We start from the raw sequence: 26,423 nt of genomic DNA on the forward strand, positions 1-26,423 counted from the left end.
CGTTACTCACCCGTCCGCCGCTGACCCCGAAAGGTCCGCTCGACTTGCATGTGTTAAGCCTGCCGCCAGCGTTCGCTCTGAGCCAGGATCAAACTCTCACGTTGAAGAGATTGATCTGGCCGATCACGTGTATTCTCAGACGGAGCCTCACATCGACCAAGCATCCAACGCTTCACAGCGCCAAACACCCGTCGGTGAGCTCAGAAAGAAGAACAACAGATCGGCACAAGTCTCTCACGCCAGACCCTAAGGCCTGGCCGCAAGGACAAACGCCGCCCGCGTCTCCCTTCCTCAATTCCAACTTGTCAAAGATCAGTAATCACTCTCGTAATTACCTTTCGAGGAGAAGTCAAGTACCTCGGCTTTCGCCAGATCTACTTTTCTAAACCTCGGGAAGTCCGTCCGACCCGCTCCGTTTTTCTTCCGGACCGCGTCGGGAGGCGCCGTATAAGCCGCCCCAGACTTCCGTGTCAACCGCCCTTTTTCCCGGCGAAAGAACCGAACCGGTCGAGCCGGTTTCCGGTGCCTCCGTCGACAAAGCGCAACGCAGAACGGCCCGGGGGCCCTTCGGTGAAGCGCTGGACGATGGACGCTCCCTCAGTCGCCGCGTGCGGGTTGAGCCTAGGCTCAAGTCCGACGACCATCCGACCCTGAGGGTCGTCGCTGGCCGGCGATGCTGCTGGAAGGACCGGAGGACGGCGTGCCGTCGCGTCCGGTGAAGCGGATGTAGTGGGGCTCGCCGCGCGACGCAAGGGGCCGGGCGCAGGCCGGCCAAGCCCGGGATGCACACCTCCGCATCCGCGCCCGACCGACCGCCGCCGCCGCCGCCGCATCGCCTGGGTCCTCCGCGGACCGGCGCTCTGGCAAGCGTCCTGTCCGGGCGCCCGAACCGATCCCCCTCGCGCGGCCGACAGGCCGGGCGCGCCGGCCGGAAATCTGCGGATCGCCGCGATCGCCGACGCCCGCCCCCGCCTGCGGCTCCCTGAAGAGCACCCGGCTCATGGCCTGAGCGCAGCGGACCGGGCGGCGGCGAGCGGCATGATCGCATTCGCAGTCTTGAACGCAGATCAGGCCCGCGATCTTCTGGTCCTTAAAGATGGAATTAGCATCTTCGCATCTATGGAGTCCCTGTTTCCAGCCGCAGCTTGCCCGGCGGCTCACTCCGAGGCCCCTTGGCATGCGCGCGGATCCCCAGCCTGCCGACCTGTCGCGCCGGGAGGCGGCGCGTCCGCCCCTGCCGGAGCGGGGCGTCGGGCGCGCTCCCCTGCTCCCCTTTCTCGACGCGGTCCGGCAGGGTCTGCTGATGATCGACCCCACCGGGACGGTCATCGCGGCGAACGCCCCGGCCCGGCAGCTCCTGGCCGGCCTCAATGTCACGCTGCGGGTGCAGGCTTCGGCGATCCCGCTGCTGCGGGCCCTGCGGGCCGGGACCGCCCCGCCGCGGGGCGCCCTGCTGCGCAGCCTCCGCCGCGCGCTGGCCCGGCGGCAGCCGGTCGTGTTCGAGTTGCGGCATCGGGACCACACGGTCCAGGTGGAACTCCATCCCCTCGCGACGGGCGGCTGGGTCGTCTCGCTGGAGGATGTCAGCACCCGGAAGGCCGTGGAAGCCCGGGCCGACGCGATGGCGCGGCGCGATCCCCTCACCGGTCTGCCGAACCGCCTGCTCCTGCGCGAGCGTCTCGCCGAGGCGCTCGCGCGTCTCGCGCGCACGGGCGAGTGCTGCGCCCTGCTGCTGATCGACCTCGATCGGTTCAAGCCGGTCAACGACACGCTCGGTCATCCGATCGGCGACGCGCTGCTGGAGACGGTCGCCGACCGCCTGCGCTCGACGGTGCGGCCCACCGACACGGTGGCGCGGATCGGCGGCGACGAGTTCGTCATCCTCCAGGCCGGGATCCGCGACGCGGCGGGCACGCAGGCCCTCGCCCGCCGCGTCGTCGACCTGATCGGCCGCACCTACATGGTGGAGGGCCATCTCCTGACGATCGGCGCCAGCGTCGGCGTGGCGCTCGCCCCCGAGGACGGGACCGACGCCGACCGGCTCCTGAAGAACGCCGACCTCGCCCTCTACCGGGCCAAGCTCGACGGCCGCGGCACCTACCGGTTCTTCGAGCCGGAGATGGATGCGCGCATGCAGGCGCGCCGCAAGCTCGAACTCGACCTGCGGCAGGCGCTCGCCCGGCGGGAATTCCAGTTGCACTTCCAGCCGCAATTGCAGCTCGCGAGCGGCACGCTGATCGGCTGCGAGGCCCTGATCCGGTGGCGCCATCCCGAACGCGGGCTGGTCTCGCCCCTCGATTTCATCCCGCTCGCCGAGGAGATCGGCCTCATCGTCCCGATCGGCGAGTGGGTCGTCCGCCAGGCCTGCCGCGACGCCATGACCTGGCCGGAGCACATGTCGGTGGCGGTCAACGTCTCGCCGGCGCAGTTCAAGAGCGACCGGCTGGTGGAGACGATCATCTCGGCCCTGGCCGGCTCGGGGCTGCCCGCCCGGCGGCTGGAGGTGGAGATCACCGAGGGCGTTCTGCTGCAGGAGAACGACAGGACGCTCCAGACCCTGCACCGGCTGCGGGAACTCGGCGTGCGCGTCTCCATGGACGATTTCGGCACCGGCTACTCGTCGCTGAGCTACCTGCGCTCGTTCCCCTTCGACAAGATCAAGATCGACCGTTCCTTCGTGAAGGATCTGACCAGCAAGCCCGACGGCGAGGCGATCATCCGGGCGATCGCCGGCCTGGGCAAGAGCCTGGGCATGACCACCGTCGCCGAGGGCGTCGAGACGGCCGAGCAGATGCAGCGCATCCGCCTGGAGGGCTGCACCGACGTGCAGGGCTACCTCATCAGCAAGCCCGTACCCGCCGAGGACCTACGCCAGGTCTTCGCCGGCTTTCCGCAGACCTGATCACTCTCCCCTTCGGAACGCCTTGCCATGAGCGACCTCTACCGTCTCGTCTATGCCAGCAAGAACCTGCTGCAGGGCTCGGAGCCGGAGGTGATGGCCGCGGTCCGCCAGATCCTGGACGCGTCCCAGCGGAACAACGCGGCCCTCGGGGTAACTGGCGCCCTGATGTTCAACGCGGGCGCCTTCGCGCAGGTGCTCGAAGGTCCGCGTCGGGGGGTCGAGACGACCTTCGAGCGGATCCAGCGCGACCTGCGGCACGACGACGTCACGGTCCTGCAATGCGGCCCGGCGGAGAGCCGCGCCTTCGCCAACTGGTCGATGGCGTTCGTGGGCCAGTCGTCCAGCGGGCAGGCCCGCTTCAGCAGCCTCTCGGCCGAGAGCGGCTTCGACCTCGCGCGCCTCGACGGCGACCGGGTCTTCGCCATGCTGCACGGGCTCGTTCTCGAGGAAGAGGGATTTCCGGTCGTGGGGGCCGATCCCGTGGCGACAGCTATCTCGGAGACCGCCCCCGTGGAGGCCGCCCCCTTGGAGAGCGCTCCCGTGGAGCGCGCGCCCTTGGCGGCCGGGCCCGAGCCGCGTGCGGCTGCCGGGCTCGACGTCGCGCAGGTGCGGGCCGAGATCGCGCGGCTGCGTCCGGAGCCCGCATCCCAGGCCCCGGCGCCGGCTCCTGCCGGGTCGGATCGGGCGCCGCGGGCCGCACCGGTCCTGCGTCGCCCCGCCGGGACGCGCGGCGCGGCCGAAGCCGCCCTCAGCGTGCTCAAGGCGGCCCTGGCGAGCGAGCGGCAGCGTACGACCGACCTGCGGGCGGAGATCGACGGCCTGCGCGTCGCACTGGCCGCCTCCGCGGACCGGCTTGAGGTCCTGCGCGACGAACGGGACCTGTGGGCCGGAAGGGCCGGTCTCCTGGCCCGCACCCTGGCGCAGGAGGCCGAGGGCGTGCGGGCCGCCGCACCGGCCGTGGCGGACGAGACGCCACCGGCGGCGGTGCGCGACACCCGCACCGCCTGACTCCGCCGCGGCGGGCGGGCGAAAGGGTGTCATCGTGGCCGATCTCGAAGGACCCGATGACGCGGCCGCACGACCTCCGGAGCCCCCGGGCATGACCGGTGGCGCCCTGTGCCTGCGCCTGTCCGCCATCGACAGGACCACCCTGTTCGACGCGTTCACCCCGCAGCGCGCACAAGGCCTGCGGCACTGGCACGCGGTCGTCACGCTCGGCCAAGGCGGCGACCCGACCGCCGGGGCGACACAGTCCTGCGCTACGTACTGTCCACCGTGATGCTCGGCTATCGGGGGCGGCCCTGCTGCGCGCGGGGATCCGACGGGACAGGTCTTCGCCGGCATGGCGCCGTGGCCGTGGCGTCGCCGGGCGCTGACCGTCCCAGCATGAACGCGGGATCGTTCTCTTGAAAGTCTGATACGTTCTGCATAAAGAACGCCCGTTCGCTCCGGTTGGACGGTGCGGACGATCTCTGCGTGGAGGACGAGGCGATGTCAGAGGGATTTGCAGCCCGTACCGTTGCGGCGGCCAACGGCGTGGCCCAGGACGCGGCCTTCGGCGCGGTGATCGCGCCGATCCACCTGTCGACGACCTTCAAGTTCCCGGCCTTCGAGCAGGCCGGACCCTATGACTACTCGCGTCTCGGCAACCCCACGCGGGACGCCCTCGCCGACACGATCGCCAAGCTCGAGGGCGGCGCCCGCGCCGTCATGGTGGCGAGCGGCATGGCGGCCCTCGATCTCGCGCTGTCGAGCCTGCGGCCGGGCGATCTCCTGGTCGCACCGCACGATTGCTACGGCGGGACTCACCGGCTGTTGAGCTTCCGCGCCGCCCGCGGGCATTACCGCGTGGCCTTCGTCGACCAGACCGATCCGGACGCGCGGGCGGCGGCCCTGGCCGAGGGGCCGAAGGTCGTGCTGATCGAAACGCCCAGCAACCCACTGATGCGCGTGGTGGATATCCGACGCATCACCGCGGACGCGAAGGCGGCCGGCGCGCTGGCCGTGGTGGACAACACCTTCCTGTCGCCTGCCCTGCAGCAGCCGATCGCCCTCGGGGCGGATCTGGTCGTCCATTCCACCACCAAATTCCTGAACGGCCATTCCGACGTCATCGGCGGGGTCGTGGTCGCCGCCGACAAGGCCGTTGGGGAGGAACTCGCCGCCTGGGCGAACACGATCGGGGTCACGGGCTCGCCCCTCGACGCTTATCTGACGCTCCGGGGCCTGCGCACCCTGTTCGTGCGGGTGGAGCAGCAGCAACGCAACGCCGCCGTCCTGGCGGCCTTCCTGGAGGCGCATCCGGCGGTGGCCCGCGTGCATTACCCGGGTCTGCCCACCGATCCGGGACACGCCCTGGCGAAGACGCAGCAGGCGGGCTTCGGCGCCATGCTGAGCTTCGAGCTCGCCGGGGGCCGTGCGGCGGTGAAGACCTTCGTGGAGGCCCTGCGGGTGTTCACGCTGGCCGAATCCCTGGGCGGCGTCGAGAGCCTGATCGCCCATCCGCCGACCATGACGCATGCGGCCATGGACCCGGAGGCGCGCGCCATCGCGGGCATCACCGACGGGCTGCTGCGTCTCTCTGTCGGCCTGGAGGCGGAAGCCGACCTGCTGGCCGACCTGTCGCGGGCCTTCGAGTCCCTGGACGGCTGAGCCGGCCGGTCACTCCTCCTCGACCACGCTGAACCCGGACTCGTCCTCGACCACCCGGAAACGGGCGCGCTGCACGGTCCGGGAGCGCTCGGCCGCCTCGTCGCGGCACTTGTCGACATGGGCGGCGCGGTTGACCACCTGCAGGTTCGGCGCCCCCCAATAGCCGAGCAGCACCGGCCAGGGCGCGTCGCGGTGTTCCCGCCAGACCCGGTAGAGCGGCAAGGTGTGGTCGACCTCGGCCGTCTTCAGCAGGCGTTTGCCGGTGGTGGTGCAGCGATGCCGCTGGCGGAGCTTCAGCGCCCGGACCTGGGCATGCGGCGCGATCCAGAACTTCCAGGCCGCGACACAGGCTGCGTGCCAGCCGGCATTGGTGTTGGGGGCGCCGCGCGCCCAGAGATCCCGGTGCCAGCCGAACCGGTAGACCGGCTGACCGCAGATGCAGCAGACGCCCCGGCCGCGGGCGAAGGCCGGATCGCGGTAGGGTGCCGGCGGCATGCGGAAGCTTCCGGCCCGGCCCTCGGCCCCGAGCTGCCAGGTCCAGCCCTCGGGCGTCCCGGAGCGGGCCGCCAGCGCCCGGGCCAGCCGGTCGGCGCGGAGGATGTGGTTACGCCAGTAGCTCTCGACGGCGAGCCGCGGCGTCGGCGGGATCAGCGGGCGCGCCAAAGCGTGCTGGAGGACCGGTGCCGGGAAGATGGCCGGCAGGGCTTTCTCCAGCCGCGCCCGGGCCAGCTCGTTGCGGAGGGTGCGCCAGCTCGATGTGGTCATGGTGGACCGGTGGTAACCCGGCCGGCGCCGCGCCGCGACGGCGCCGCTGCAACAGCGGGCGGCCCCCGCACGCCCGACCTTCAGGGTTAAGAAAATGTTTCCCGTGAAACATCGCGCGGCCCGTCAGAAGCAGCATGGCCGCTCCGGTCCGGCTCAGAGATCCACCGCCATCGACAGGAGGTAGGTGCGCGGCGCGCCCTGGAAGAAGGTGCCGAACGACGCGACCCCGGTCCAGTACCGCGCGTCGGTCACGTTGAGGATGCTGGCCCGGAAGGTCGTCGGCCGCTCGGCGACGAGGGTCGTGTAGCGCAGGCCGAGGTCGAGGCGGGCCCAGGCCGGCAGGGCCTGGGTGTTCGCGAGGTCGACGAACTGCCGCCCGGTAGAGATGACGGCGCCGTTGAGCGTCAGGCCGGGCAACCCGGGCAGGTCCCACTCGGCGCCCAGGCTCGCCTGGACCTCAGGCACGCCGATCGGCCGGTGCCCGCGATTGGCGGCGAGCGCCGTCCGGACGAGGCGTCCGTCGAGTAGGGTGACGCCGCCGACCACCCGCACCTGCGGCGTGATCTCGCCAAACAGGCTCAGCTCGAGCCCGCCGACGCGCTGCTCGCCGGTCGCCGCGAAGCGCCCCTGCGGGCCGAGCTCGCCCGCGGGCTTCGTGATCCGGAAGGCGCCGAGCGTGGCGCCGAACCGGCCGAGATCGAGCTTCACACCCGCCTCGACCTGTCGGGCCACGTAGGGAGCGAGGATCGTGCCGGAATTGGTCGCCACCGCCGGAGCCACGTCGCCGCGGCTCAGGCCCTCGATGTAGTTGCCGTAGAGCGAGACCGAGTCCCAGGGCCGCACCACGAGACCGACCATCGGGGTCGTGGCGCTCTTGTCGTACGACGAGGCCAGCGTGCCGACATTCGACAGGTAATTGTGCGCCTCCACGCGCTGGCGGCGCACACCCAGGGTCAGCAGGACGCGCTCGTCGAGGGCCGACAGCGTGTCGGCCACCGCGATCCCCGACAGGGTGCTGTCGGACAGGCGGGGCCGGCCGATGCCGTAGATCGGCGCGATGTACGGGACGAGGGCCGGCACGTAGAGGTTCGACAGATAGGCGCCCCGGCCGGGCGAGAACCGCCGTCCCGTCGCCTCGTCGTACACGGAGCCCTGAAGCGTGAGGGCGTGGCGGATGAATCCGGTCTCGAACCTGGCCCGGACGCCGCCGTCGTAGGTGAGCCGGTCGACGCCGAGGGCGTAGAATTGCGGCGTGCTGGTCGTGTCGCCGCGGCCGTTGAGGATCGTCGGTGCCGATTGGAAGTACCGCTCCACTCCGGTCTGCCCGCCGCCGACATCCGCGAACAGCGTGACCTGATCGGTCAGGTCGTACTCGGTGCGCAGCAGGCCGCCGCGATCGTCGACGTCCGAGTATGCCCAGGGCTGGGTCAGGTTCAGGCGACCGTCGGGCGCCCGCGGTACGGGCACGCCGGCCCGCAGGAGGAACGGGCGCAGCGGCGCGTTGAAGCGGTCCGTCTGCGCCAGCAGGTAGAGCCACGCGCGGAACCGGTCACCCTGGTAGTCGAGGGCCAGGGCCCCGACGCCGGTCGTCTCGGTCTGGCGGTCGAAGGGCGTGGCGCCGCCGTGCAGGCTGCCGACGACGCGGGCGCCCCATTCCCGTCCCGGCCCCCAGCGGCGGGCGACGTCGACCTGGCTGCCGCCCCAGGCGGTCGAGCCGTAATCCAGGGTGACGCGGGTCAGGTCCGCGCCGGCGCGCTTCGGGACGATATTGACCACGCCGCCGACCGCGCCGTTCGGCGACACCCCCGTGAGGGCGGCGGACGGCCCCTTCAGGACCTCGATGCGCTCCACGTAGTCGGTGAAGATGCGGAAGCTCGGGGCAATGCCGTAGAGCCCGTCGAAGGCGACCTCGCCGCTGGTGTTCTCGTTGGACGGGAAGCCCCGGATGGAGAAGGAGTCGAACGGCGCCCCCGTGGTCTGGGTGGCGCGCACCGACGGGTCGAGGACCAGGGTTTCGGACACCGTCCGCGCCTGCCGGTCCCGGATGAGCGTGTCGGTGTAGCTGGCGATGCTGAAGGGCGCCTTCTGGATCTCGGTATCGCCCAGCAGGCCGAGGCGACCGCCCCGCGCCACCTGACCGCCGGCATAGGCCGGGACCGGTCCGCGCGGCGCGGCCGCGCTCGCGACCGCGAGCTCGTCGAGCTGGACGTCCCGGCCGGCCCCGGCCTCCTCCGCGCGGGCCGCGTGCAGCCCGGAACCGACGAAGCCCAGCAGGACAGCCATCGGGAGAACCGGCCGGGCCGCGCGCCGCCGGCGCCGGTTCCGCGCGGAAACCGGCACCGAGAAATCTTGAGACCGCATTGTCGTGACGAAAGCTCCGAATCACGGAGCAAGGCAGCAAATATCTCTACGTGTGTCAAAAATACATTTGGATTAATTATAATTATATTCAGCGCACGCAGGGTCGATCTACGTGATCGATATTGATTGCTTTCTATACTGACTTCCATTGCCGAACGACATCATTATCAGTGCCTCACTCATCATCGCACGGTCGAGCAGGCGATTTCGCGGAAGGCCGGGTTAGAGCTCGGCTGAGGCGCGCGGCCGGGATCGTCGGGCCGGGCGGGGCGTGCGGGGCCCGACACGGCCGCGATCGGGTGTGGATCGCGCGCGTCCGATCGGGTTGCCGCGGCGGAGACCGGGGCGCCCGGTTGCCAGGGTTGCCCACCCCGCCTAGACGGGCCCGGCGCGAAACGTGCCTGTCACCCCTCCTCTAGTGCAGAGGTTTTCCCGTGATCACCGGTCCGTGCCTCATCGTCCAGCCGATCCACGCGGCGGGCCTCGACCGGCTGCGGGCGGCCGGATTGGAGCCGCGTCCGGCGAGCGGCACCGATCCCGAGACCCTGGCCCGCGAGGCCGCCCCGTGCGTCGCCGTCATCACCCGCAACACCGGCTTCCCGGCCCGCGCCATCGCAGCGGCCCCGGCCCTGCGGGTGATCGGCGTGCACGGCACCGGCACCGACCACGTCGCCACCGCCGAGGCGACCGAGGCCGGGATCGTGGTGGTCAATACGCCCGGCGCCAACGCCGTCTCGGTGGCCGAGCAGACGCTGGCGCTGATCTTCGCCCTGGCCAAGGCCCTGCCGGAGGCCGACCGCTCGGTCCGGCGCGGGGACGACAGCTTCAAGTTCACCGCCCGCCTGATCGAGCTGGCCGGCCTGACGCTGGGCCTCGTCGGCTTCGGGGCGATCGGGCAGGCGACGGCCCGGCTCGGCACGGCCCTCGGCCTGCGGGTGCTGGCCTACGGCCCGAGCCGGCCGGACGCCGACTTCGCCAATGCCGGTGCCCTGCGGGCTCCTTCGGTGGACGCGCTCCTCGCGGAGGCCGACATCGTCTCCCTGCACGTGCCCCTGACCCCGGCCACCCGCGGCCTGATCGGCCGGGACCAGCTCGCCGGGATGAAGCGGGACGCCTTCCTGATCAACACCAGCCGCGGCGGCCTGATCGACGAGGCGGCCCTGGTGGAGGCGCTGGAATCCGGCACGATCGCGGGCGCCGGGCTCGATGTCTTCGCCCAGGAGCCCCTGCCGGCCGACCACCCCCTCGCCCGTCAGGCGCGGGCGATCCTGACGCCCCATGTCGGCGGTTCCACCGGGTCGGCCCTGATCCGCACCGCCGAGACCGCCGCCGGCCGCGTGGTCGACGTGCTGGCGGGCCGGCGGCCGGGCGGACTGGTCAATCCGGATGTCTGGGCGCGGCGGCGCGCCCTGTGATACCCTGAGACGGGTTGCCGCCGCGGGCCGCGCGACCGATCTCCGACCGGCACCTCAGGATGAGGGCGCGGGTGGGAAGGCCGCGGTCCAACGGCTCCGACCGCGCCCGGATCACGCCCTTTCGTCCGCACCACGACCGCCCGCCGCGCACGTTGTCATGCAATCGTCGCAGACGGGCCGGAAAGCCACGCGCTGCATCCGAGGCCAGAGAGGGCTCCATGGACTTCCACCGTCGCTTCACGGTCCTGATGTGCGCCCCCGCCTTCGATCCGGACGATCTCGAAGGGGCGCGCGTCAATCAGATCGTGGCAGCCGTGGAGCAGCGCGGCTTCGAGGTGGTGCGCGCCCGGCGGGTCGAGGACGCGGCCATCGCCGTGCAGACCGACGCCGCGGTGGGCTGCCTCGTGGTCGATTGGGGCAAGCGCGGCCTCGACGGCAAGGCCGCCGCCCTCATCGACATGATGCGCAAGCGCGGCCTGGAGATGCCGATCGTCATCATGGTCCGCCGCAAGCGGCTGGAGGACATCCCGGTCGAACTGCTCGATTTCATCGACGGCTACATCTTCCTGGCGGAGGAGACGCCGGAATTCATCGCCCGCGGCCTCGTCAGCCGGGTCACGCAATACGCCCAGACCCTCAAGACGCCGTTCTTCGGCGCGCTCGTCGACTACGCCGAGAAGGGCAACCAGCTCTGGACCTGTCCGGGCCACAACGGCGGCATCTTCTACAACCGGTCGCCGATCGGCCGGATCTTCGTGGAGCACCTGGGGGAAGCGATCTTCCGCGACGACCTCGACAACTCGGTCCTCGACCTCGGCGACCTGCTGACCCACGAGGGCCCGGCGCTGAAGGCCCAGAAGGAGGCCGCGAAGATCTTCGGGGCCGAGAAGACCTACTTCGTCCTCAACGGCACCTCGGCCTCCAACAAGATCGTCCTGTCCTCGCTGATCGCGGAGGACGACCTCGTCCTGTTCGACCGCAACAACCACAAGGCGGCGCATCACGGCGCCCTGTTCCTGGGCGGCGGCATCCCGATCTTTCTGGAAACGGACCGGAACGCCTACGGCCTGATCGGCCCCATGTATCATGAGGCCCTCGACGAGACCCGGATCCGGGAGAAGATCCGCCGGAACCCGCTGGTGACCGATCCCGAGGCGTGGCGCCGGGAGCGGCCGTTCCGCGTCGCGGTGATCGAGCAGTGCACCTACGACGGCACGATCTACGACGCCCAGGAGATCCTGGAGAAGATCGGCCACCTCTGCGACTACATCCTGTTCGACGAGGCCTGGGCGGGCTTCATGAAGTTCCACCCGCTCTACGCCCGCCGCTTCGCCATGGGGCTGACCGGCCTCGACGAGACCTCGCCCGGCATCGTCGCCACGCAATCGACCCACAAGCAGCTCGCGAGCTTCTCCCAGGCCTCGCAGATCCACACCCGCGACGGGCATATCCGCGGCCAGACCCGGCGGGTCGAGCACAAGCGGCTCAACGAGAGCTTCCTCGTCCACGCCTCCACGTCGCCCTTCTACCCGCTCTTCGCCTCCCTCGATGTCGGCGCCCAGATGATGAAGGGCCGCTCCGGCATGATCCTGTGGGACGACACGATCCGGCTCGGGATCGAGTGGCGCAAGAAGGTCCGGGCGATCCGGCGGGAATTCGAGGAGAACGAGCGCGATCCCGCAAGGCGCTGGTTCTTCGACCCCTTCGTGCCGGACGTGACGGTGAATGCCGACGGGGCCGAGGTGCCGTGGGAGAGCGTGCCGACCGACGAGCTCGCCGCCACGCCGCGCCACTGGGAGCTGAAGCCGGGCGCCCGCTGGCACGGCTTCACCCACGTGGCGCCGGGCTACGCGATCACCGACCCGAACAAGCTCACCGTGCTCACCCCCGGCTTCGACCGGCACACGGGGGCCTACGCCCAGCACGGCGTGCCGGCGCCGATCGTGGCCCAGTACCTGCGTGAGAACCGGATCGTCGCCGAGAAGAACGACCTGAACTCGCTGCTCTTCCTGCTGACCCCGGGGGTCGAATCCTCCAAGGCCGGCACGCTGATCTCGGGCCTCGTCGCCTTCAAGCGGCTCCACGACGACAACGTCCCGCTGGAGGAGGCCATGCCGGAATTCGTCAACCGCCGGCCGAACCGCTACCGCGGCGTGCGCCTGCGCGACCTCTGCGCCGAATTCCACGCCTTCCACCGGGAGGCCGGCACCTCCACGCTCCAGCGGCGCCAGTTCGCCCCGGAGCACCTGCCCGAGATGGTGATGCCGCCCAAGAAGGCCGCCCAGCTGCTGACCCGCAACAAGGTCGATTACGTGCCGATCGCCGAGGCTGAGGGGCGGATCGCCACCACGCTGATGCTGGTCTATCCCCCGGGCATCGGCACGGTGCTGCCGGGCGAGCGCCTGGACGATCGGGCCAAGCCCATGCTCGACTATTTCAAGATGTTCGAGGCCTCCGCCAACCTGTTCCCGGGCTTCGAGGCCGAGATCCAGGGCGTCTACCGCGAGGTCGATCCGGACGGGCGGATCGGCTTCCACACCTACGTGGCACGCGAGGGGGCCTGATGGAGATCGAGGTCGAGACGCCCGGCCTGATCCCGGCCCGCACCTGCCCCGACATCGTCATCCGCGCCTCCTCGGATGCGGATGTCGAGGCGATGGTGGCGATCTACGAGCACCACATCAGCAGGGGCGTGAGCGATGTCGGCGTCGCCGAGGAGGACCGTCTGCTTCCCGACGACCTGAAGCGGCGGCGCAAGACCATGCGCAAGAAGCGCCTGCCCCACCTCGTGGCCGACCGGGACGGCGCGGTGGCGGGCTACGCCTACGCGGTGCCGTTCCGGAAACGCCCGGCCTACCGCTACACGCTGAAGCACTCGATCTACGTGCATCCCGACCACCTGCATGCCGGGATCGGCCGCCGGCTGCTGCCGGCCCTGATCGAAGCCTGCGCGGCCGGCGGCTACCGCCAGATGATCGGCTACATCGATGCCGAGAACGCCGCGTCCCTGCGGCTCCACGAGGCCTGCGGGTTCGAGCGGGTCGGCTACCTGCGGGCGGTGGGCTTCAAGTTCGGCCACTGGTCGGACAGCGTCATGGTCCAGCGGGCGCTGGGCACCGGGTCGGAGGACCGGCCGGGGTAGCGGGCCGGGACGGGGCGGCGTCCGACGCCCGGCCGCCGTCATTGCGAGCGCAGCGAAGCGATCCAGGAGCGCCACACTTACGGAGGGCGCGCTACCCTGGGTCACTTCGCTGCGCTCGCGATGACGGAGCGCGTGACACCCGCCGAAGGATTCGACCGGGGCCGGGATCAGTGGCCGGAGGCCGGCTGCGCCGTCGCGACGATGTCGACCTCGACGCCGACATCGAGCGCCACCCATTGGCCCGAGGCCCAGGCCCCCTGGCCGACGCCGAACTCGGTGCGGACGAGGCCGACGCGCCCCACGGCATGCGCCGCGCCGCCGTCGAAGGTCAGGTGGAACGGCAGCGTCACCGGCCGGCTCGTGCCGCGGATCGTCAGCGTCCCCACCGCCGCGTAGTCGCCCTGCCCCTTGTCGACGAAGCGGGTCGCCTCGAAGCGCGCCTGGCTCGCCGCCTTGACGTCGAACCAGTCCTTCTGCGGCATGGCCTCGTCGCGCTGGACGTCCCCGGTCCGCGCGCTGGCGAGGTCGACCAGCACGAGCGCGTGCCCCGCCTCGGGCTTGGCGGGGTCGAAATCCACGCTGGCCGTGAACCGCTCGAACCGCCCGGTGAACGGGACGCCGACCTGCACGCCCGAGAACCGGATCGCGCTCCGGGCCGGATCCACCGCCCACTCGGCGGCGGCAGCCGGCAGGGCTTCGCCCAGGAACGCGCACAAGAACGCGCCCTGCAGCGCCGCGAGCAGGCAGAGGTGACGCGCGTTCATCGGGTGGGCTCCACGATCGGGGCGGTCGACGGCCGGCGCCCCGGCAGCATGCGGCGCAGCACGTCGTCGCGCAGGAGGAAATGGTGGCGCAGGGCGGCCGCCACGTGGACGGCGAGGAGCGCCGCCAGGAACCACGCCCCCAGGGCATGGACCTGCTTGAGGAGGCCCTCGGCGGCGGCGGGGTCGGGGACGTGGGCCGCCAGCGGCAGGTGCGGCCAGGGGACGAGGCCGTAGAGCACCGTCGGGATGTTGAACGGCGACAGCGAGACCACGGCCCAGCCGGTCAGGGGCAGCCCGACGAGGAGCAGATAGAGCAGGTGATGCGCCGCCGCGGCCGCCCGCCGCTCCCGCGCCGGCATCCCAACCGGGTGCGGTGGCGGCCGGTGGGTCAGGCGCCAGAGGAGGCGCAGGACCGTCAGCGCCAGCACCGTGACGCCGACCGACTTGTGCCACTGGTAGAGCTGGAACTGGCGCAGCGGCGCCAGGGCCGCGTGCGTCATGGTCAGCCCGAGGCCGATCAGGACGAGCACGGCGAGCGCGCTCGCCCAGTGCAGCAGGATCGCCACGGCGGAGTACCGCCGCGCGGAAACCCCGTTCGCCATGGCCGATCCCCCGGTGTCAGTCCTGCTTCTCGAAGGCGCCCGCGATGGTGAGGTGCAGCTCGTCACCGATCAGCGGCACGTAGGTCTTCACCCCGAACTCCGAGCGCTTGAGCGTGCCGGTGGCCTCGAAGCCGACCGTATACTTCTTGCTCAGCGGGTTCACGCCGGCGCCGACCAGGGTGACGTCCAGCGTCACCGGCTTGGTCACGCCGTGGAGCGTCAGGTCGCCCGTCACCTTCGCGTGGTCCTTGCCGGCCGGCGTGACCTTGGTGGACACGAAGGTCATGTCGGGGAACTTGGCGGCGTCGAGCCACTGGTCGCCCTTGAGCTCGTCGGTGAGCTTGGCGCTGGTGGTCGTCACCGAGGCGACCGGGATCTTCACCGAGAGCTTGGCCGCCGCCGGGTTCTTCGGCTGCAGCTCCAGCGTGCCGGACACGTCCGAGAAGCCGCCGGCATAGTTCGAGAAGCCCATATGGGACACGCGCCAGCCGACCTGGGTGTGGCCGGGATCGACCGCGTAGGTACCGGCCTGGATCTGCGCCGGATCGCGGGTCGGCGGGGTCTGGGCCAGCGCCGAGGTGGCGACCGAGGTGGCGACCGGGGTGGCGACCAGCAGGGCCAGCAGGCCGGAGGCGAAAATCGACTTCAAGGGTGTCTCCTGCAGAGCAGACGGTCGAGCGCGATTCGCTGCGCCGCAGCAGCCCTGTAGACCCGTTCACGGCACCGGTTGAGCCTGCTATCCGGAACCCCATGGTTGCGAGAACGGAAACCTTCCGGGGCGGACTCGAGGATGTTCGGGCCTTCTGCGCCGTCGTCGATCTCGGCACGGTGACGGCCGCGGCCGCGAGCCTGCAGGAGACCAAGGGCAGCGTCAGCCGGCGGATCTCCCGCCTGGAACAGGCGCTGGGCGCCCGGCTGATGGCGCGCACCTCACGGGCGGTCTCGCCGACGGCCGAAGGGCTGGCCTTCTACGCCAAGGCGCAGGAGAGCCTGACCCTCCTCGACGAGGCGGCCGAGACCGCCCGCGACGCCCGCACGGTGCCGACCGGGCATCTGCGGATCACGACCTCGATCGATTTCGGGATCGAGGTGATGCCCGAGATCGTCGCGAGCTTCCGGACCGCCTACCCGCAGATCACCGTGGAGATGCTGAACACCGACGCGCGCCTCGACCTCGCGGCCAACCGGATCGACCTCGCCCTGCGTCTCGGCGGCGCGGAGGAGACCGGCTACCGCGCGATGGTCCTCGCGACCCTGGCTCTGGGCCTCTACGCCGCCCCCGCCTATCTGCTGCGCCGCCCGGCCCCGACGGACCTCGCGGGCCTGCACGACCACGACCTGATCCTCGCCCGGGAGCGGATCGGCACGGCGGGACTGGTGCTGACCGACGGGCAGGGCCGTACCGAGCCGCTGGCCTTGAGCCCGGCCATCCGGGTCAGCGACTTCGCCACCGCGCACCGGCTGACCCTGGCGGGCGCCGGGATCGGCCATCTCCCGAGCCTCGTCGCCGCCCGCGCCGTGGAGGCGGGGGAGATCCTGCGGGTGCTCAGCCCCTGGGCGACCCGCGGCGCGCATCTGCGCGCCGTCACCCTCGCCGGGCGCGAATTGCCCGCCCGCGTCCAGGTCTTCCGTGAGCATGTCCGCAGCGCCCTGGCGGCGCGCGACTGCCCCGGCGCCACCCTGGACGGCGACGACCCAAACAGATGACGCCCTCTCTTGCGCCGAAGATGACAGGGGCTGCGATCGGAATGGGCATCGCCCGGGCGACCGCCTAAGCCGAGCGACCCGCCGCCACCCGGTTCGTTCTGCCGTCGACGGGCCGGTCCATCACGACCGACTTATATCTGCGCCGTGGCGACAGCATCGCTCTGCGCACCGGCGATGCGCACCGGCGATGCGCACCTGACCCCGGACCAGCCGACGGATCTCGCCATCCCGTGCGCGACGCACCCTTCCGCCCCGTCGGAGTCGGGGCATCGCGGCGCGGCTCAGCCGTCGCGACCGAGGCCGAGACCGCGGATGATGTCGCCGATCGGATCGATCTTCGGGGACGGGGCGGCCACCGGGGCCGTCTGGGGGGCCGCGGCGACGACGGCGGGCCGATCGGATTGCGCGGTGCGCTCGAGTGCGGCGTGGCGAAGCCGGGCAGTCCGGCGCGACCCACGCTCCGCCCCCTTCGGCCGATGCGTCGCCACGGCCTTCCGCAGCGGTTCGGCCGGACGTGCCATCTCGGCCGGAAGCGGCGCGGTCGGCATCGCCGTGGAGGGGACCGCGGCGGCGATCCGCGGCGTCGGGACAGCCGCCAGCGCTCCGGTGGTCTCCGGTGCGGACGCGTGGGCCGGGGGATTCACCCAGGCGGCCGGCGCGACCGGTGCCGCAGCCGTCACGACCGGACGTGCAGGGCGTGTCTGCACCTCGTAATTGCCCGGATGCAGAATATGCGCGGCCGCCACCAGCCCGAATACGGCAACGGCAGTGGTACCGAGGGTGGAGCGGTAGTGTTCCATGGCGGAAAAACGTACCGCCAAGCTCCCGGTTCCGCGCCATCGAACCGTGCGTCGGCGCAAACAAAAAAGGCCACTCCCGAAGGAGCGGCCCGAAGTCTAGGGAGGAAACGCCCAAGAAGGGCAGCGGGATCGCGACGCCATCGCCATCCCGCAATGCAAAGATAGGATACCGCAGTGCGGCATGCAACGGATCGGACGCCGGGGAGATATGCATATGCTCCCCTGTCGGGCCGTTCAGTCATGCACCTGAAGCATGTCACGGCGCGGGATCGCGGACGGACCGCGCGACGCGCAGGGCGCCCTGCACGCGGATCTGGCGGTGGCGGGTGGGTGAGAACGGGATCTAGGCCCCCCCGGACCGACCATCCTGGCCGATGAGCCGCTCGATCTCCGCCTCCGCGACGGCGCGTGCCGCGTGCTCGGAGGTGTATGGGCGGAACGACCCCCGGACCAGCTTGCCGCGGTCGCGGATCGCCCAGGTGAAGCGGCCGGGATCATGCCGGCTCGGCCTGACCTCGACCGTGTAGAGATGCCCGCCCGTCGCACCCATGCTGGGAATGTGCGGAAGCGTCCCGCATCGGGACAGGGGGTGCGACCCTGGGCGGCAGCCCCGGTCGCGAGAGCCGTTCTCCCCGCGTTGCTATGGCGCGCTTCGGACCAGGGCCGGCCGTCCGACCCGCCCCCGTCCTCCTGAGGGGCCGGAGCGCGGGCCCCTCAGGCGGAGAGGGGTGGATCGGAACGCCGCAGAGGCCGCATCGTCGGTCCCGTCAACCCGCGGTGGGGAATCACAGAACCCGGTTGCACCCCGTGCGGGAACGGCCCTAGCGCGCCGGCCGCCGCCGGCCCTGGGCCGGTCCGCGCGGTCCGGCGCCGCCCGCCGGTCGGCCCTCGCTCCGGCCCTCGCCCCGAGCCTCGTCCCGAGCCTCGGCCTGCCCCTCGGTCCGGGTCCCGAGCCAGACCACGTGCTTCGGGCCGCTGCCCCGGCCGCTCGCGTGGACGCGCTGCTCGTCGACCGCGAAGCCGGAGCGCTGCAGGCGGCTCTTGAACTTCCGGTCCGGCGCGCCCGACCAGACGCCCAGGATGCCGCCCGGCCGCAGGGCCCAGCGGGCGCGCTTCAGGCCCCAATTGTCGTAGAGCCGGTCGTTCGCCTTGCGCATCAGCCCCTCCGGGCCGTTGTCGACGTCGAGCAGGATCGCGTCGTAGCGCGCCGGGCCGGCCTGGATCAGGCGGTTGACGTCGGCCTCCTGCAGGTCGACCCGCGGATCGTCCAGGCAGCCGGCGAAGACGTGGGCGAGCGGCCCCCGGGCCCAGGCGACCACGGCGGGCACCAGCTCGGCCACCACCACCTGCGCCTCCGGCCCGAGGCCTTCGAGCGCCGCCCGCAGGGTGAAGCCCATGCCGAGGCCGCCGATCAGGATCCGGGCCCGGGGCCGGTCCTGGAGCCGCGCGCAGGTCATCGCCGCGAGCGCCACCTCGGAACCGCTGCGCCGGTTGTTCATGAGCTCGATCGTGTCGGCCATGATGGCGAATTCGTCGCCGCGCCGCATCAGGCGCAGGTCGGTGCCGCCCCCGGGCACGGATCCGGTATCGAGATGAACCCAGGGTATCACGCACACGTCCTCGGCTTGCCGGCGCCCGTCCCGTACGGGCGGCGGAGGGATCGCGGCAGGAGCAAGGCGGCGCCCGGACCCGGCAGTGCGCGTCGCGCACCCCCCTGCCCGGCGACGCACCTTGCCGCGACCGATTCCGGCGGCGTATCAGCACCTATGGCCAAACGCATCAAGTCGAGACCCCAGGAGCGGGGCTCCGTTCTGTTCGATATCGTCTTCACGGACGGTTCACGGGCCTCGAACCGGCGTGTGCCGGCCGAGATCCTCGGCGGCCTGGACGGCGACGAGCCGGCCCGGCAGCTCATTGCCGAGCAGGAGGAAGAGATCGCCCGCAAGGCCGGACGGCCGGGCCGCGCGATCGAGAGCCTGACGCGCTCGCCCGTCGTCAAGCCGAAGCCGGTCGTCTGACCGGAGCGGTCAGGCGCTCTCGGCCAGCCGGCGCAGGACCTCGTCGCGCAGGGCCTCGTTCATCGCCGCGAACCGGGCCTGCAGGCGCGTCCGCAGCCACGGGACCAGGGCGGGAGCGAGCAGGCCTGCGACGGCCACCGCCTGGACGAGGCGGACCCCGTCGGCGGTCTCGAGGATCCGGACCTCGTGCTCGCCGACGAGCAGGGGCGGCATCGTGAGGCCGCCGCGCCAGGCGAGGCGCCGGCCGGGCTCCCAGCCGGTCACCGTCACCTGGCGCGTCCGGTAGGCGCGGCCGTTCAGGGTCCGCTCCAGGCGCCAGCGCGCGCCCTCGCGCAGGCGGCCCGCCGCCTTGCGGATATACGGGTTCCACGCCGGGTAGGAATCCAGATCCGTCAGCACGGACCAGACGAGTCCGGCCCGCGCGGGGATCGCGATCTCCGTGCTGCTGATCCGAACGCCCGTCATGCCTTTCCTCCCGTCGCCCTCCCGCCGCCCTCCCGCCGGCGCCCGTTCGCCCCGGCCGCTCCCGCTCTCCGAGACCGCGCGCCGCCCACCCGGCGGTTCAGACCGCGCCCTCGACCACTTCCAGCGCCCGCAGGATGGCGAACCCGATCCGCTCGGCCTCGGTCTCCGCGTCGGCGGGGAGCAGCGCCACGGTCTCGACCCCCCGCTCGTCCTCCGGACCGACCACGACCCGGATCACGTCGCCCTCGACCGCCGACGGGTCCCGGATCAGGCCGACCCGATGGCCGGCCCCCGTGCCGAAGACGCGCAGGGGCGCCTGGGCGGGATCGGGCTCCGGTTCCGGCGCGGGGGTGCGGGGGACGCCGAAGGCGGGGCGGATGACGTTGTCGTCGGACATGCGGAACCCAGTCTCCGTTCGTACGCGGGTGCCGGTGCGGGCGGGGCTCAGGCCGGCCCGGTCCGGGGGGCGGCGAGACCCGCCGTCGCGAGCACCGCGTCGGCCAGCACCTCCAGGCCGGCCCCGGCCCAGGCCGGCGTGATGCTCTCGGCCTCGTTGTGGCTGATCCCGCCGTGGCAGGGGCAGAACACCAGGGCCGCCGGCACCGCGCGGGCGCAGTAGACGGCGTCGTGGTAGATCGCGGTCGGCATCCGCGTCCAGGCATGGCCCCGCGCCTCCGCCGCCGCCTGGACGCGATCCACCAGAACCGGATCGAACGGGGTCGGGGGCGCCCGCCAGAACTCCGAGACCTGGATCGTGACGCCGCGCCCGGCCGCCAGCGCGTCGGCCCGGGCGCGGATCCGCGTCCCCATCGCCTCCAGCTGCGCGGTGTCGCCGTGGCGGGTGTCGAGGCTGAACCAGACCCGGCCGGGCGTGATGTTGCGGCTCGCCGGCTCCGCCTTCAGCACGCCGACGGTGGCGCGGCCGCGCTCGCCCCCCTCGCCGACCGCCGTCTCGGCGATGTCCTCCAGCGAGGCGATCAGCGCCGCCGCGGCCATCATCGCGTCCCGCCGGCCCGCCATGGGGCTGCCGGCATGGGCCTCCTCGCCCAGCACGGTGATCTCGTACCAGATCTGGGCGAGCGCCCGGTCGACCACCCCGATGGTGAGGCCGGCCTCCTCCAGGCGCTTGCCCTGCTCGATGTGGAGCTCGAAATAGGCGCCGATCTCCCGCAGGGCGGCCGGATCCGCCGTGCCCTGCCAGCCGATGCGCCGCAGCGCGTCGCCGAAGACGTGGCCCGCGAGGTCCCGGGTCGCCAGGATGTCGGCCTCCGGGACGATGCCCATGGCGACGCCGCTGCCGCTCATCGGCGGGGCGAAGCGCGCGCCCTCCTCGTTGCACCAGTTGATCAGCAGGAGCGGCGCCTCGGTCTCGATCCCGGCCTCGTGCAGGGCGCGCATGATCTCGAGCCCGGCCAGCACGCCGAGGGGTCCGTCGAACTTGCCCCCGGTGGGCTGGGTGTCGAGATGGCTGCCGATGGCCACGGGCTTGCGGCTCGGATCGCGCCCGGGGCGGTGGAAGATCATGGTGCCGACCCGGTCCACGGTGAGCGTCAGCCCCGCCGCCTCGCCCCAGCGTTGGAACAGGGCGCGGCCCTCGGCGTCACGGTCGGTCAGGGCCTGCCGGTCGTTGCCGCCGTTGGGAAGCGCGCCGATCCGGGCGAGGTCCATCAGGCTGTCCCAGAGCCGGACCTGCGAGAGCGGGAGGTTGATGCGGTCCACCGTGCGCTCCATGGTGCCTCTGCCGAATGCCGACCGGACGGTGCAGGTTACGGCGCACCGGCAACCCGCACCAGGGTCGGGCGACGCGCGTTCCGGCGGCCCGGCAGCGGCCGTCCCGGAGCCCGGGGCGGAGTGCGGAATTCTCTCCGATCGCGCGGTCTACCCATCATTTGTGATCGAACTTTCTCTGCCGCAGCGATGTGGATCCGGTCTTTGTGCCGTGATGGGACGACCGAGACCTGTCGAGGAACGCCGAGATTCACCCTGCGCCGCATCGATGTCTTCCTCGGCCGCAATGCGACCCAAAACTCGGCGGCCGCGACGCCGCGTATGAAGCTGTCGACCGGGACGATACTGGACATCCGGCTTGCCGCGCGCATGTGGCGCGGATCAATCTGTCCATCATCGTACAATCATCGATACTAGCCAGTTCGGAGAGGATTCCATGATGCTGGCTTCTACGGCAGCCTCTGCCCTGCAAGCCGCCGGACTGATCGGACTCTGGGATACGGACGTCCGGGCCGGCCGGTCGGTGCTCGACACGGGCGCGGCGTCTCTTCTGGCGGGGGACCCGCGGCTCGCCGGGACGCCGCTGCCGCTGGACGCCGCCCTCGGCCGCATCCACCCGGCGGACCGGGACTGGGTGTTCGGCCGGATCCACCATGTCCGTCGGACCGGGGGCCCGGTTTCGCTGGAGTTCCGCATCCTGACCGGGGCGGGCGAGACCCGCTGGATCCTCAACCGCGGCTGCCTGACGCCCGACGCGGACGGCGCGCTGCGGGGGCGCGGCGCCTATATCGACGTGACGGATCTCCATCCGCCGTCGGTGCGGGACGCGGAGGGCAGCGGCGCCGCGCAGGGGGCCGACCTGAACGTCGCGGCCGACCACGGCATCGCGGTCCACGCGGCGCTGGAGCGCCACGGGGACCCTTATCTGAAGACGGTCTCGGAGATGCTGCTCCTCGGGATCGGCCGTGCGCTGGCGCGGCGCGAGCCCTGAGGAATCCGCAGGCTCAGGTGCGCCAGGGATGGGCCGGCAGTTCGGTCTGGCCGATGGCCTTGGCGCCGGCTTCCGCGACGGTGTGGTCGTTCTCCACCGTCGAGCCGCTGACCCCGATGGCGCCCGACATCACGCCGTCGGCGTCGACGATCGGGATCCCGCCCGGGAAGGTGATCAGCCCGTCGTTGGAGTGCTCGATCCCGTAAAGCGGACCACCCGGCTGGGACAGCTGGCCGATCTGGCCGGTCATCATGCCGAAGAACACCGACGTCTTGGCCTTCTTCTGGGCGATGTCGATGGACCCGACCCAGGCATCGTCCATGCGGTGGAACGCCTTGAGGTTGCCGCCGGAATCCACCACGGCGATGCACATCTGGGTGCCGAGCTCGACGGCCTTCGCCCGCGCGGCCGCGATCGCCGTCTCGGCCTGCTCGATCGTCACGTGCATGGGACACTCCCGTTCGCGTTGTCTGCGCGACAGGCTGTGACGGTTTGAAGCGCCCGGCGCAAGATCGACCGCAGATCGGCGGCGCGCTCAGCCGGCGCGCTCCCGGGCGGCGCGGATGCGCTCCAGGAGGTCGGCCGCCAACGCCGCGCACCCGGCGGAATCCGGGCAGGGCCGCTTCCACACCACCCGTCCCTCGCGCAGGATGACGTCCGCCTCGGCGGCCATCGCGGGCAGCGGCCGGTCCGGCCGCAGATCGGCCGCGACGCCCTGCGGGCCGCCCCGGAGCCGGGCGACGCCCAGCGCGCAGCAGGATGCGCGCAGCCGCGCGAGGTCGAACAGGGCGAGCACCGGCGCGGGGGCCGCGCCGAACCGGTCCTCGACCTCGCCGGCCAACGCTTCGATCGCCTCGGGATCCTGCAGGCGCAGGAGGCGCGTGTAGAGGCTGAGGCGGATCTCGGGCTCGGGGACGTAATCCTCGGGAATGCGGCTCGGCAGACCGAGTTCGATCTCGGGGCTCCAATCCTCGGCGCGCTCGCCCTTGGCGGCGGTGAGCGCCAGCTGCAGCAGGTGCTGGTAGAGCCCGAGCCCGACGAGCTTGGCGTGACCCGCCTGATCCTCGCCGACGAGGTCGCCGGCGCCGCGCAGATCGAGGTCCCGGGCGCTGACCGCGAAGCCGGCGCCGAGGCGGTCCAGGGCCTCCAGGGCCCGCAGGCGCTGGAGCGCCGCCGCCGGGGGCGGCGCTGCCGGGTCGCTCAGCAGATGGACGGTGCCGCGCCGCTGGCCGCGGCCGACGCGGCCCCGGAGCTGGTGGAGCTGCGCCAGCCCGAACCGGGCGGCCTCCCAGACCAGCATGGTGTTGGCCCGGGGCACGTCGAGACCGCTCTCCACGATGGCGGTGGCGAGCAGGACGTCGCCGTCGCCATCCGCGAAGCGGACCATGACCTCGTCCATGGCGGAGGGCTTGAGATCCCCGTGCGCCACCAGGATGTCGAGGCCCGGCACGAGGGCGCGCAGCCGCTCGGCCATGGGGCCGATATCCTCGATCCGCGGGCAGACCACGAAGCTCTGGCCGCCCCGGCGGTGCTCGCGGATCAGTGCCTCGCGGACCGCCTCGGCGTCGAAGGGCGCCACCACGGTCCGGACCGGCTGGCGCAACGCCGGCGGCGTGGCCAGCACGCTGAGGCTCTGGAGGCCGACGAGCGCCGCCTGGAGCGTGCGCGGGATCGGGGTCGCGGTGAGCGTCAGGACGTGGCCGCCATCCGCGAGGCGGCGCAGGTCGGCCTTCATCTTCGCGCCGAAGCGCTGCTCCTCGTCGATCACGGTCAGGCCGAGATCCGCGAAGGACACCCCGCTGCCGGCGAGCGCGTGGGTGCCGACCACGAGCCGGATCGTGCCGTCGGCGAGCCCCGCCTTGACGCGCTTGGCCTCGGCCGGCGCCACGAGGCGCGAGAGCTGCGCCACCTCCACGCCGAACCGCCCGAAGCGGCGGCGCAGGGTCTCGGCATGCTGGCGGGCCAGCACGGTGGTCGGGGCGATCAGCGCCGCCTGCCGGCCGGAGAAGATCGCGGCCGCGAGCGCCCGGAGCGCCACCTCGGTCTTGCCGAAGCCGACATCGCCGCAGACCAGCCGGTCCATCGGCCGGCCGGAGGCGAGGTCGGCCATCAGCGCATCGACCGCCGCCGCCTGATCGGGCGTCGGCGCGAAGCCGAAGCCCGCGGCGAACCGCTCCATGTCCCGGGCCGGGGGCGACAGGACCGGCGCCTCCGTCTCCCGGCGGGCGCGGGCGGCCTCCAGCATCAGGCGGGCGGTTCGCGCCATGGTGGCCTCGGCCTCCAGGCGGCGCCGGGGCCACGTGCCGCCGTCGAGCTTGTCGAGGGTGACGGCGTCGGGCTCCGGACCGTAGCGCCAGATCCGGTCGGCCTGCGTGACCGGCACCATCAGGATCGCGTCGCCGGAAAAGCGCAGGCGCAGGGCCTCGGAGGGCTCCTCGCCCCGGGTCGTCACCGCCTCCAGCCCCTCGAACACGCACAGGCCGTGATCCCGGTCGACGGCCACGTCGCCGGGGCGCAGGTCGACCTCGCCCATGGGCAGGATCGCCCGGGCGCCCCCCGTGACGGCGGCCTCCGGGCCGAACAGGTCGGCGGCGGCGATCACGGTCGCGCCCTGCTCGGGCACCCGGAAGCCGGCCGCCAGCGGCGCCTCCAGGGCGAGGACGTCGCCGGGTGCCGCCTCGGCGACGTCGGCCCAGGCGTCGATCAGCCGGATCGGGCGCTCGGCGATCTTGCCCGCCTGGCGCACGAGGCGCCGGAGCGGCCGGACCGAGCCGGCGAGCACGACGACGTCGCCGGCCTTCAGCCGCTCGCGCAGGACCTTGGCGAAGGCCGTTCCCGGCCGGCGCTCGCCGGCGAAGGTCGGCATGGCCCGGGGCTCCCCGGCCGCCTCGGTGACGGCAAGCCGGCCGTGCGCCGCCACGATGGCGCGCCACGCCTCCGGCGTCAGATAGAGGGCGGCGCCGGGCTGCCCCTGCGCGTCGCGGGCGGTCAGCCGGCCCCGCGCCTCGTCCATCTGCTCGAAGAAGGCGTCGACCCGGGCCTGCGTGCCGTCCTCGACCGCGAGGCGCGCGCCGGGCACGTAGTCCAAGAGGGTGACGAGGCGGGGGTAATAGCGGTCCAGGCGATGCTCCTGGCCGGTGAAGGGCTCGAAGCTCTGGCCGGATCCGGGCTCCAGGATGATCTCGGTGGCGGGATCGATGACGAGTTCGTCCGCCTCGGCCACCGAGCGCTGCGAGATCGGGTCGTAGGAGCGGATCGCCGTGACGCGCCCCTCCGCGTGCTCGATCCGGCAGGGCCGCGGCGCGGCGGCGGGGAACACCTCGACGGTGCGGCCGCGGACGGCGATCTCGCCGGGCTCGTCGACCCGTTCGTCGAGGATGTAGCCGAGGCGCTTCAGGTCGGCGGTCGCGGCGGCGACGTCGAGGGGGTCGCCGACCCGCAGGGTCACGCGGGCCGAGGCCCAGGTCTCCGGCGGCGGCACGCGCTGCACGAGGGCGGGGGCGGTCGTCAGCACGAAATCCGGCAGCGCCTCCCGGTCGGTCAGCCAGCGCAGCACCGCGGCCCGGGCGCCCATCATGGCCCGCGACGGCGAGGCGTGGTCGAAGGGCAGGCAGTCCCATTCGGGATAGATCGCGACCTGCGCGTCGGGATCCAGCGCCCGGAGGGTCGCGGCGAGGTCCTCGAGGCGGCGGGCATCCCGGGCGACATGCACCACCGGACCGGGGCCCTCGGCATAGGCCAGGAGCGCCACCGCCAGGGCGCCGGTGGGCATCAGCGGCGCGTCCTCCAAGCCCTGATGGGCGCCCGCCTTCGTCCTGCGCTTGGCCATGCCTGATCCGAACCCGTCCCTCTTGAGCCGGCAACGCCGCACCGCCCCCGCGGGCTCCCGGCCGCGGCGATCCGATCCACAGCCGTGACCGCGCGGCCTCCGGTGCGGTCCGCGCCGGCACAGATCACGAAGACACCGCAGCGGGCGCCCGGACGGGATCGTCGGCCCGGACAAGACTTGGCCGGCGCCTGTGAAACCATGTTGTCGCCGACGATCCGATGCGAATGTCGACTAATGGACTGTCGCGGAATGCTTGGGCTGGTCGCGCCGCCGGGCCCGTGA

Annotated in this window: 23 protein-coding genes and 1 rRNA gene; 10 read left to right on the forward strand and 14 right to left on the reverse strand. The window is 72.2% G+C overall.

The annotated features are described in order from the left end of the window. Window positions 1-104 (reverse strand): 16S ribosomal RNA (locus BM396_RS22070); the annotation flags it as partial. A 1,073-nt stretch (window positions 105-1,177) separates the two neighbouring features. Between BM396_RS22070 and BM396_RS22075 the strand changes: the two genes are divergently transcribed. From BM396_RS22075 to metB, 4 genes are all read left to right on the forward strand, one after another. Further along, entirely contained in the window at window positions 1,178-2,902 is a 1,725-nt protein-coding gene (locus BM396_RS22075) for a putative bifunctional diguanylate cyclase/phosphodiesterase (RefSeq protein ID WP_043387101.1), read from the forward strand. 27 nt (window positions 2,903-2,929) lie between these two features. Then, the gene (locus BM396_RS22080; protein ID WP_043387099.1) at window positions 2,930-3,910 is read left to right on the forward strand and encodes a BLUF domain-containing protein; all 981 of its coding nucleotides are present in this window, start codon (window positions 2,930-2,932) and stop codon (window positions 3,908-3,910) included. A gap of 34 nt (window positions 3,911-3,944) precedes the next feature. After that, window positions 3,945-4,181 carry a hypothetical protein gene (locus BM396_RS22085; RefSeq protein WP_139239531.1) on the forward strand — a complete coding sequence of 79 codons (237 nt, stop codon included), beginning with the start codon at window positions 3,945-3,947 and terminating at the stop codon, window positions 4,179-4,181. Window positions 4,182-4,393: 212 nt separating this feature from the next. Next, complete coding sequence (gene metB, locus BM396_RS22090; RefSeq protein ID WP_043387111.1) at window positions 4,394-5,554, forward strand: cystathionine gamma-synthase; 1,161 nt, start codon at window positions 4,394-4,396, stop codon at window positions 5,552-5,554. 9 nt (window positions 5,555-5,563) lie between these two features. Here metB and BM396_RS22095 read toward each other — a convergent pair whose 3' ends face one another. Together BM396_RS22095 and BM396_RS22100 are read right to left on the reverse strand one after the other, a co-directional pair. Further along, on the reverse strand, window positions 5,564-6,319 hold the full coding sequence (locus tag BM396_RS22095; protein ID WP_043387095.1) for a hypothetical protein: 756 nt from the start codon (window positions 6,317-6,319) through the stop codon (window positions 5,564-5,566). A gap of 153 nt (window positions 6,320-6,472) precedes the next feature. Next, on the reverse strand, window positions 6,473-8,602 hold the full coding sequence (locus tag BM396_RS22100) for a TonB-dependent receptor (protein ID WP_043387109.1): 2,130 nt from the start codon (window positions 8,600-8,602) through the stop codon (window positions 6,473-6,475). Window positions 8,603-9,114: 512 nt separating this feature from the next. On the opposite strand from BM396_RS22100, the gene BM396_RS22105 reads away from it, so the two are divergent. The 3 genes from BM396_RS22105 (at window position 9,115) to BM396_RS22115 (ending at window position 13,237) form a co-directional block, all read left to right on the forward strand. Then, window positions 9,115-10,095 carry a hydroxyacid dehydrogenase gene (locus BM396_RS22105; protein WP_043387093.1) on the forward strand — a complete coding sequence of 327 codons (981 nt, stop codon included), beginning with the start codon at window positions 9,115-9,117 and terminating at the stop codon, window positions 10,093-10,095. A 218-nt stretch (window positions 10,096-10,313) separates the two neighbouring features. Continuing rightward, window positions 10,314-12,659 (forward strand): Orn/Lys/Arg family decarboxylase, encoded by a 2,346-nt coding sequence (locus tag BM396_RS22110; RefSeq protein WP_043387091.1) that lies wholly within the window; start codon window positions 10,314-10,316, stop codon window positions 12,657-12,659. After that, window positions 12,659-13,237, forward strand: coding sequence for a GNAT family N-acetyltransferase (locus BM396_RS22115; protein ID WP_043387089.1), 579 nt, complete (start codon window positions 12,659-12,661; stop codon window positions 13,235-13,237). The genes BM396_RS22110 and BM396_RS22115 overlap by 1 nt, the downstream gene beginning before the upstream one ends. 167 nt (window positions 13,238-13,404) lie before the next feature. Here the strand turns inward: BM396_RS22115 and BM396_RS22120 are convergent, their stop codons facing one another. The 3 genes from BM396_RS22120 to BM396_RS22130 are packed head-to-tail and all read right to left on the reverse strand — an operon-like array spanning window position 13,405 to window position 15,252. Beyond that, window positions 13,405-14,001 (reverse strand): YceI family protein, encoded by a 597-nt coding sequence (locus tag BM396_RS22120; protein WP_081948751.1) that lies wholly within the window; start codon window positions 13,999-14,001, stop codon window positions 13,405-13,407. After that, a complete protein-coding gene (locus tag BM396_RS22125; protein ID WP_043387087.1) occupies window positions 13,998-14,603 on the reverse strand; it encodes a cytochrome b in 606 nt (201 codons plus the stop codon). The genes BM396_RS22120 and BM396_RS22125 overlap by 4 nt, the downstream gene beginning before the upstream one ends. A gap of 16 nt (window positions 14,604-14,619) precedes the next feature. Then, window positions 14,620-15,252 carry a YceI family protein gene (locus BM396_RS22130; protein ID WP_043387085.1) on the reverse strand — a complete coding sequence of 211 codons (633 nt, stop codon included), beginning with the start codon at window positions 15,250-15,252 and terminating at the stop codon, window positions 14,620-14,622. Between the two features lie 101 nt (window positions 15,253-15,353). Between BM396_RS22130 and BM396_RS22135 the strand changes: the two genes are divergently transcribed. Then, window positions 15,354-16,310 carry a LysR family transcriptional regulator gene (locus BM396_RS22135; protein WP_043387084.1) on the forward strand — a complete coding sequence of 319 codons (957 nt, stop codon included), beginning with the start codon at window positions 15,354-15,356 and terminating at the stop codon, window positions 16,308-16,310. 281 nt (window positions 16,311-16,591) lie between these two features. Here BM396_RS22135 and BM396_RS22140 read toward each other — a convergent pair whose 3' ends face one another. The 3 genes from BM396_RS22140 to BM396_RS22150 form a co-directional block, all read right to left on the reverse strand. Further along, window positions 16,592-17,131, reverse strand: a complete 540-nt coding sequence (locus BM396_RS22140) for a hypothetical protein (RefSeq protein ID WP_244538929.1) — start codon at window positions 17,129-17,131, stop codon at window positions 16,592-16,594. A 322-nt stretch (window positions 17,132-17,453) separates the two neighbouring features. Further along, window positions 17,454-17,660 carry a hypothetical protein gene (locus BM396_RS22145; protein WP_043348747.1) on the reverse strand — a complete coding sequence of 69 codons (207 nt, stop codon included), beginning with the start codon at window positions 17,658-17,660 and terminating at the stop codon, window positions 17,454-17,456. 271 nt (window positions 17,661-17,931) lie between these two features. Then, window positions 17,932-18,720, reverse strand: coding sequence for a spermidine synthase (locus BM396_RS22150; RefSeq protein ID WP_043387081.1), 789 nt, complete (start codon window positions 18,718-18,720; stop codon window positions 17,932-17,934). A gap of 156 nt (window positions 18,721-18,876) precedes the next feature. Between BM396_RS22150 and BM396_RS22155 the strand changes: the two genes are divergently transcribed. Next, window positions 18,877-19,128: a hypothetical protein gene (locus BM396_RS22155; RefSeq protein ID WP_043348754.1), complete on the forward strand. Its 252-nt coding sequence runs from the start codon at window positions 18,877-18,879 to the stop codon at window positions 19,126-19,128. A gap of 9 nt (window positions 19,129-19,137) precedes the next feature. Here the strand turns inward: BM396_RS22155 and BM396_RS22160 are convergent, their stop codons facing one another. From BM396_RS22160 to BM396_RS22170, 3 genes are all read right to left on the reverse strand, one after another. Beyond that, the gene (locus BM396_RS22160) at window positions 19,138-19,593 is read right to left on the reverse strand and encodes an SRPBCC domain-containing protein (protein ID WP_043348757.1); all 456 of its coding nucleotides are present in this window, start codon (window positions 19,591-19,593) and stop codon (window positions 19,138-19,140) included. Between the two features lie 97 nt (window positions 19,594-19,690). Continuing rightward, window positions 19,691-19,990 carry a hypothetical protein gene (locus tag BM396_RS22165; protein WP_043348759.1) on the reverse strand — a complete coding sequence of 100 codons (300 nt, stop codon included), beginning with the start codon at window positions 19,988-19,990 and terminating at the stop codon, window positions 19,691-19,693. Between the two features lie 47 nt (window positions 19,991-20,037). Further along, window positions 20,038-21,324, reverse strand: coding sequence for a Zn-dependent hydrolase (locus tag BM396_RS22170; RefSeq protein WP_043387079.1), 1,287 nt, complete (start codon window positions 21,322-21,324; stop codon window positions 20,038-20,040). A 433-nt stretch (window positions 21,325-21,757) separates the two neighbouring features. On the opposite strand from BM396_RS22170, the gene BM396_RS22175 reads away from it, so the two are divergent. After that, window positions 21,758-22,312: a PAS domain-containing protein gene (locus BM396_RS22175; protein WP_043387077.1), complete on the forward strand. Its 555-nt coding sequence runs from the start codon at window positions 21,758-21,760 to the stop codon at window positions 22,310-22,312. 13 nt (window positions 22,313-22,325) lie between these two features. Here BM396_RS22175 and BM396_RS22180 read toward each other — a convergent pair whose 3' ends face one another. Both BM396_RS22180 and BM396_RS22185 read right to left on the reverse strand, forming a co-directional pair. Continuing rightward, on the reverse strand, window positions 22,326-22,760 hold the full coding sequence (locus tag BM396_RS22180; RefSeq protein WP_043355601.1) for a GlcG/HbpS family heme-binding protein: 435 nt from the start codon (window positions 22,758-22,760) through the stop codon (window positions 22,326-22,328). 87 nt (window positions 22,761-22,847) lie between these two features. After that, a complete protein-coding gene (locus BM396_RS22185; protein WP_170867494.1) occupies window positions 22,848-26,141 on the reverse strand; it encodes a DEAD/DEAH box helicase in 3,294 nt (1,097 codons plus the stop codon). Window positions 26,142-26,423: the final 282 nt, after the last annotated feature.

This window comes from Methylobacterium sp. UNCCL125, from assembly GCF_900116795.1.
Lineage (GTDB): Bacteria > Pseudomonadota > Alphaproteobacteria > Rhizobiales > Beijerinckiaceae > Methylobacterium > Methylobacterium fujisawaense.

Bases quoted from the DNA above. Each gene is read 5' to 3' on its own strand.
- BM396_RS22135 (WP_043387084.1), top strand. From the start codon at position 15,354: ATGGTTGCGAGAACGGAAACCTTCCGGGGCGGACTCGAGGATGTTCGG.
- BM396_RS22160 (WP_043348757.1), bottom strand. From the start codon at position 19,593: ATGACGGGCGTTCGGATCAGCAGCACGGAGATCGCGATCCCCGCGCGG.
- BM396_RS22155 (WP_043348754.1), top strand. From the start codon at position 18,877: ATGGCCAAACGCATCAAGTCGAGACCCCAGGAGCGGGGCTCCGTTCTG.
- metB (WP_043387111.1), top strand. From the start codon at position 4,394: ATGTCAGAGGGATTTGCAGCCCGTACCGTTGCGGCGGCCAACGGCGTG.
- BM396_RS22165 (WP_043348759.1), bottom strand. From the start codon at position 19,990: ATGTCCGACGACAACGTCATCCGCCCCGCCTTCGGCGTCCCCCGCACC.
- BM396_RS22125 (WP_043387087.1), bottom strand. From the start codon at position 14,603: ATGGCGAACGGGGTTTCCGCGCGGCGGTACTCCGCCGTGGCGATCCTG.
- BM396_RS22170 (WP_043387079.1), bottom strand. From the start codon at position 21,324: ATGGAGCGCACGGTGGACCGCATCAACCTCCCGCTCTCGCAGGTCCGG.
- BM396_RS22075 (WP_043387101.1), top strand. From the start codon at position 1,178: ATGCGCGCGGATCCCCAGCCTGCCGACCTGTCGCGCCGGGAGGCGGCG.
- BM396_RS22095 (WP_043387095.1), bottom strand. From the start codon at position 6,319: ATGACCACATCGAGCTGGCGCACCCTCCGCAACGAGCTGGCCCGGGCG.
- BM396_RS22175 (WP_043387077.1), top strand. From the start codon at position 21,758: ATGATGCTGGCTTCTACGGCAGCCTCTGCCCTGCAAGCCGCCGGACTG.
- BM396_RS22180 (WP_043355601.1), bottom strand. From the start codon at position 22,760: ATGCACGTGACGATCGAGCAGGCCGAGACGGCGATCGCGGCCGCGCGG.
- BM396_RS22110 (WP_043387091.1), top strand. From the start codon at position 10,314: ATGGACTTCCACCGTCGCTTCACGGTCCTGATGTGCGCCCCCGCCTTC.
- BM396_RS22080 (WP_043387099.1), top strand. From the start codon at position 2,930: ATGAGCGACCTCTACCGTCTCGTCTATGCCAGCAAGAACCTGCTGCAG.
- BM396_RS22145 (WP_043348747.1), bottom strand. From the start codon at position 17,660: ATGGGTGCGACGGGCGGGCATCTCTACACGGTCGAGGTCAGGCCGAGC.
- BM396_RS22100 (WP_043387109.1), bottom strand. From the start codon at position 8,602: ATGGCTGTCCTGCTGGGCTTCGTCGGTTCCGGGCTGCACGCGGCCCGC.
- BM396_RS22120 (WP_081948751.1), bottom strand. From the start codon at position 14,001: ATGAACGCGCGTCACCTCTGCCTGCTCGCGGCGCTGCAGGGCGCGTTC.
- BM396_RS22185 (WP_170867494.1), bottom strand. From the start codon at position 26,141: ATGGCCAAGCGCAGGACGAAGGCGGGCGCCCATCAGGGCTTGGAGGAC.
- BM396_RS22115 (WP_043387089.1), top strand. From the start codon at position 12,659: ATGGAGATCGAGGTCGAGACGCCCGGCCTGATCCCGGCCCGCACCTGC.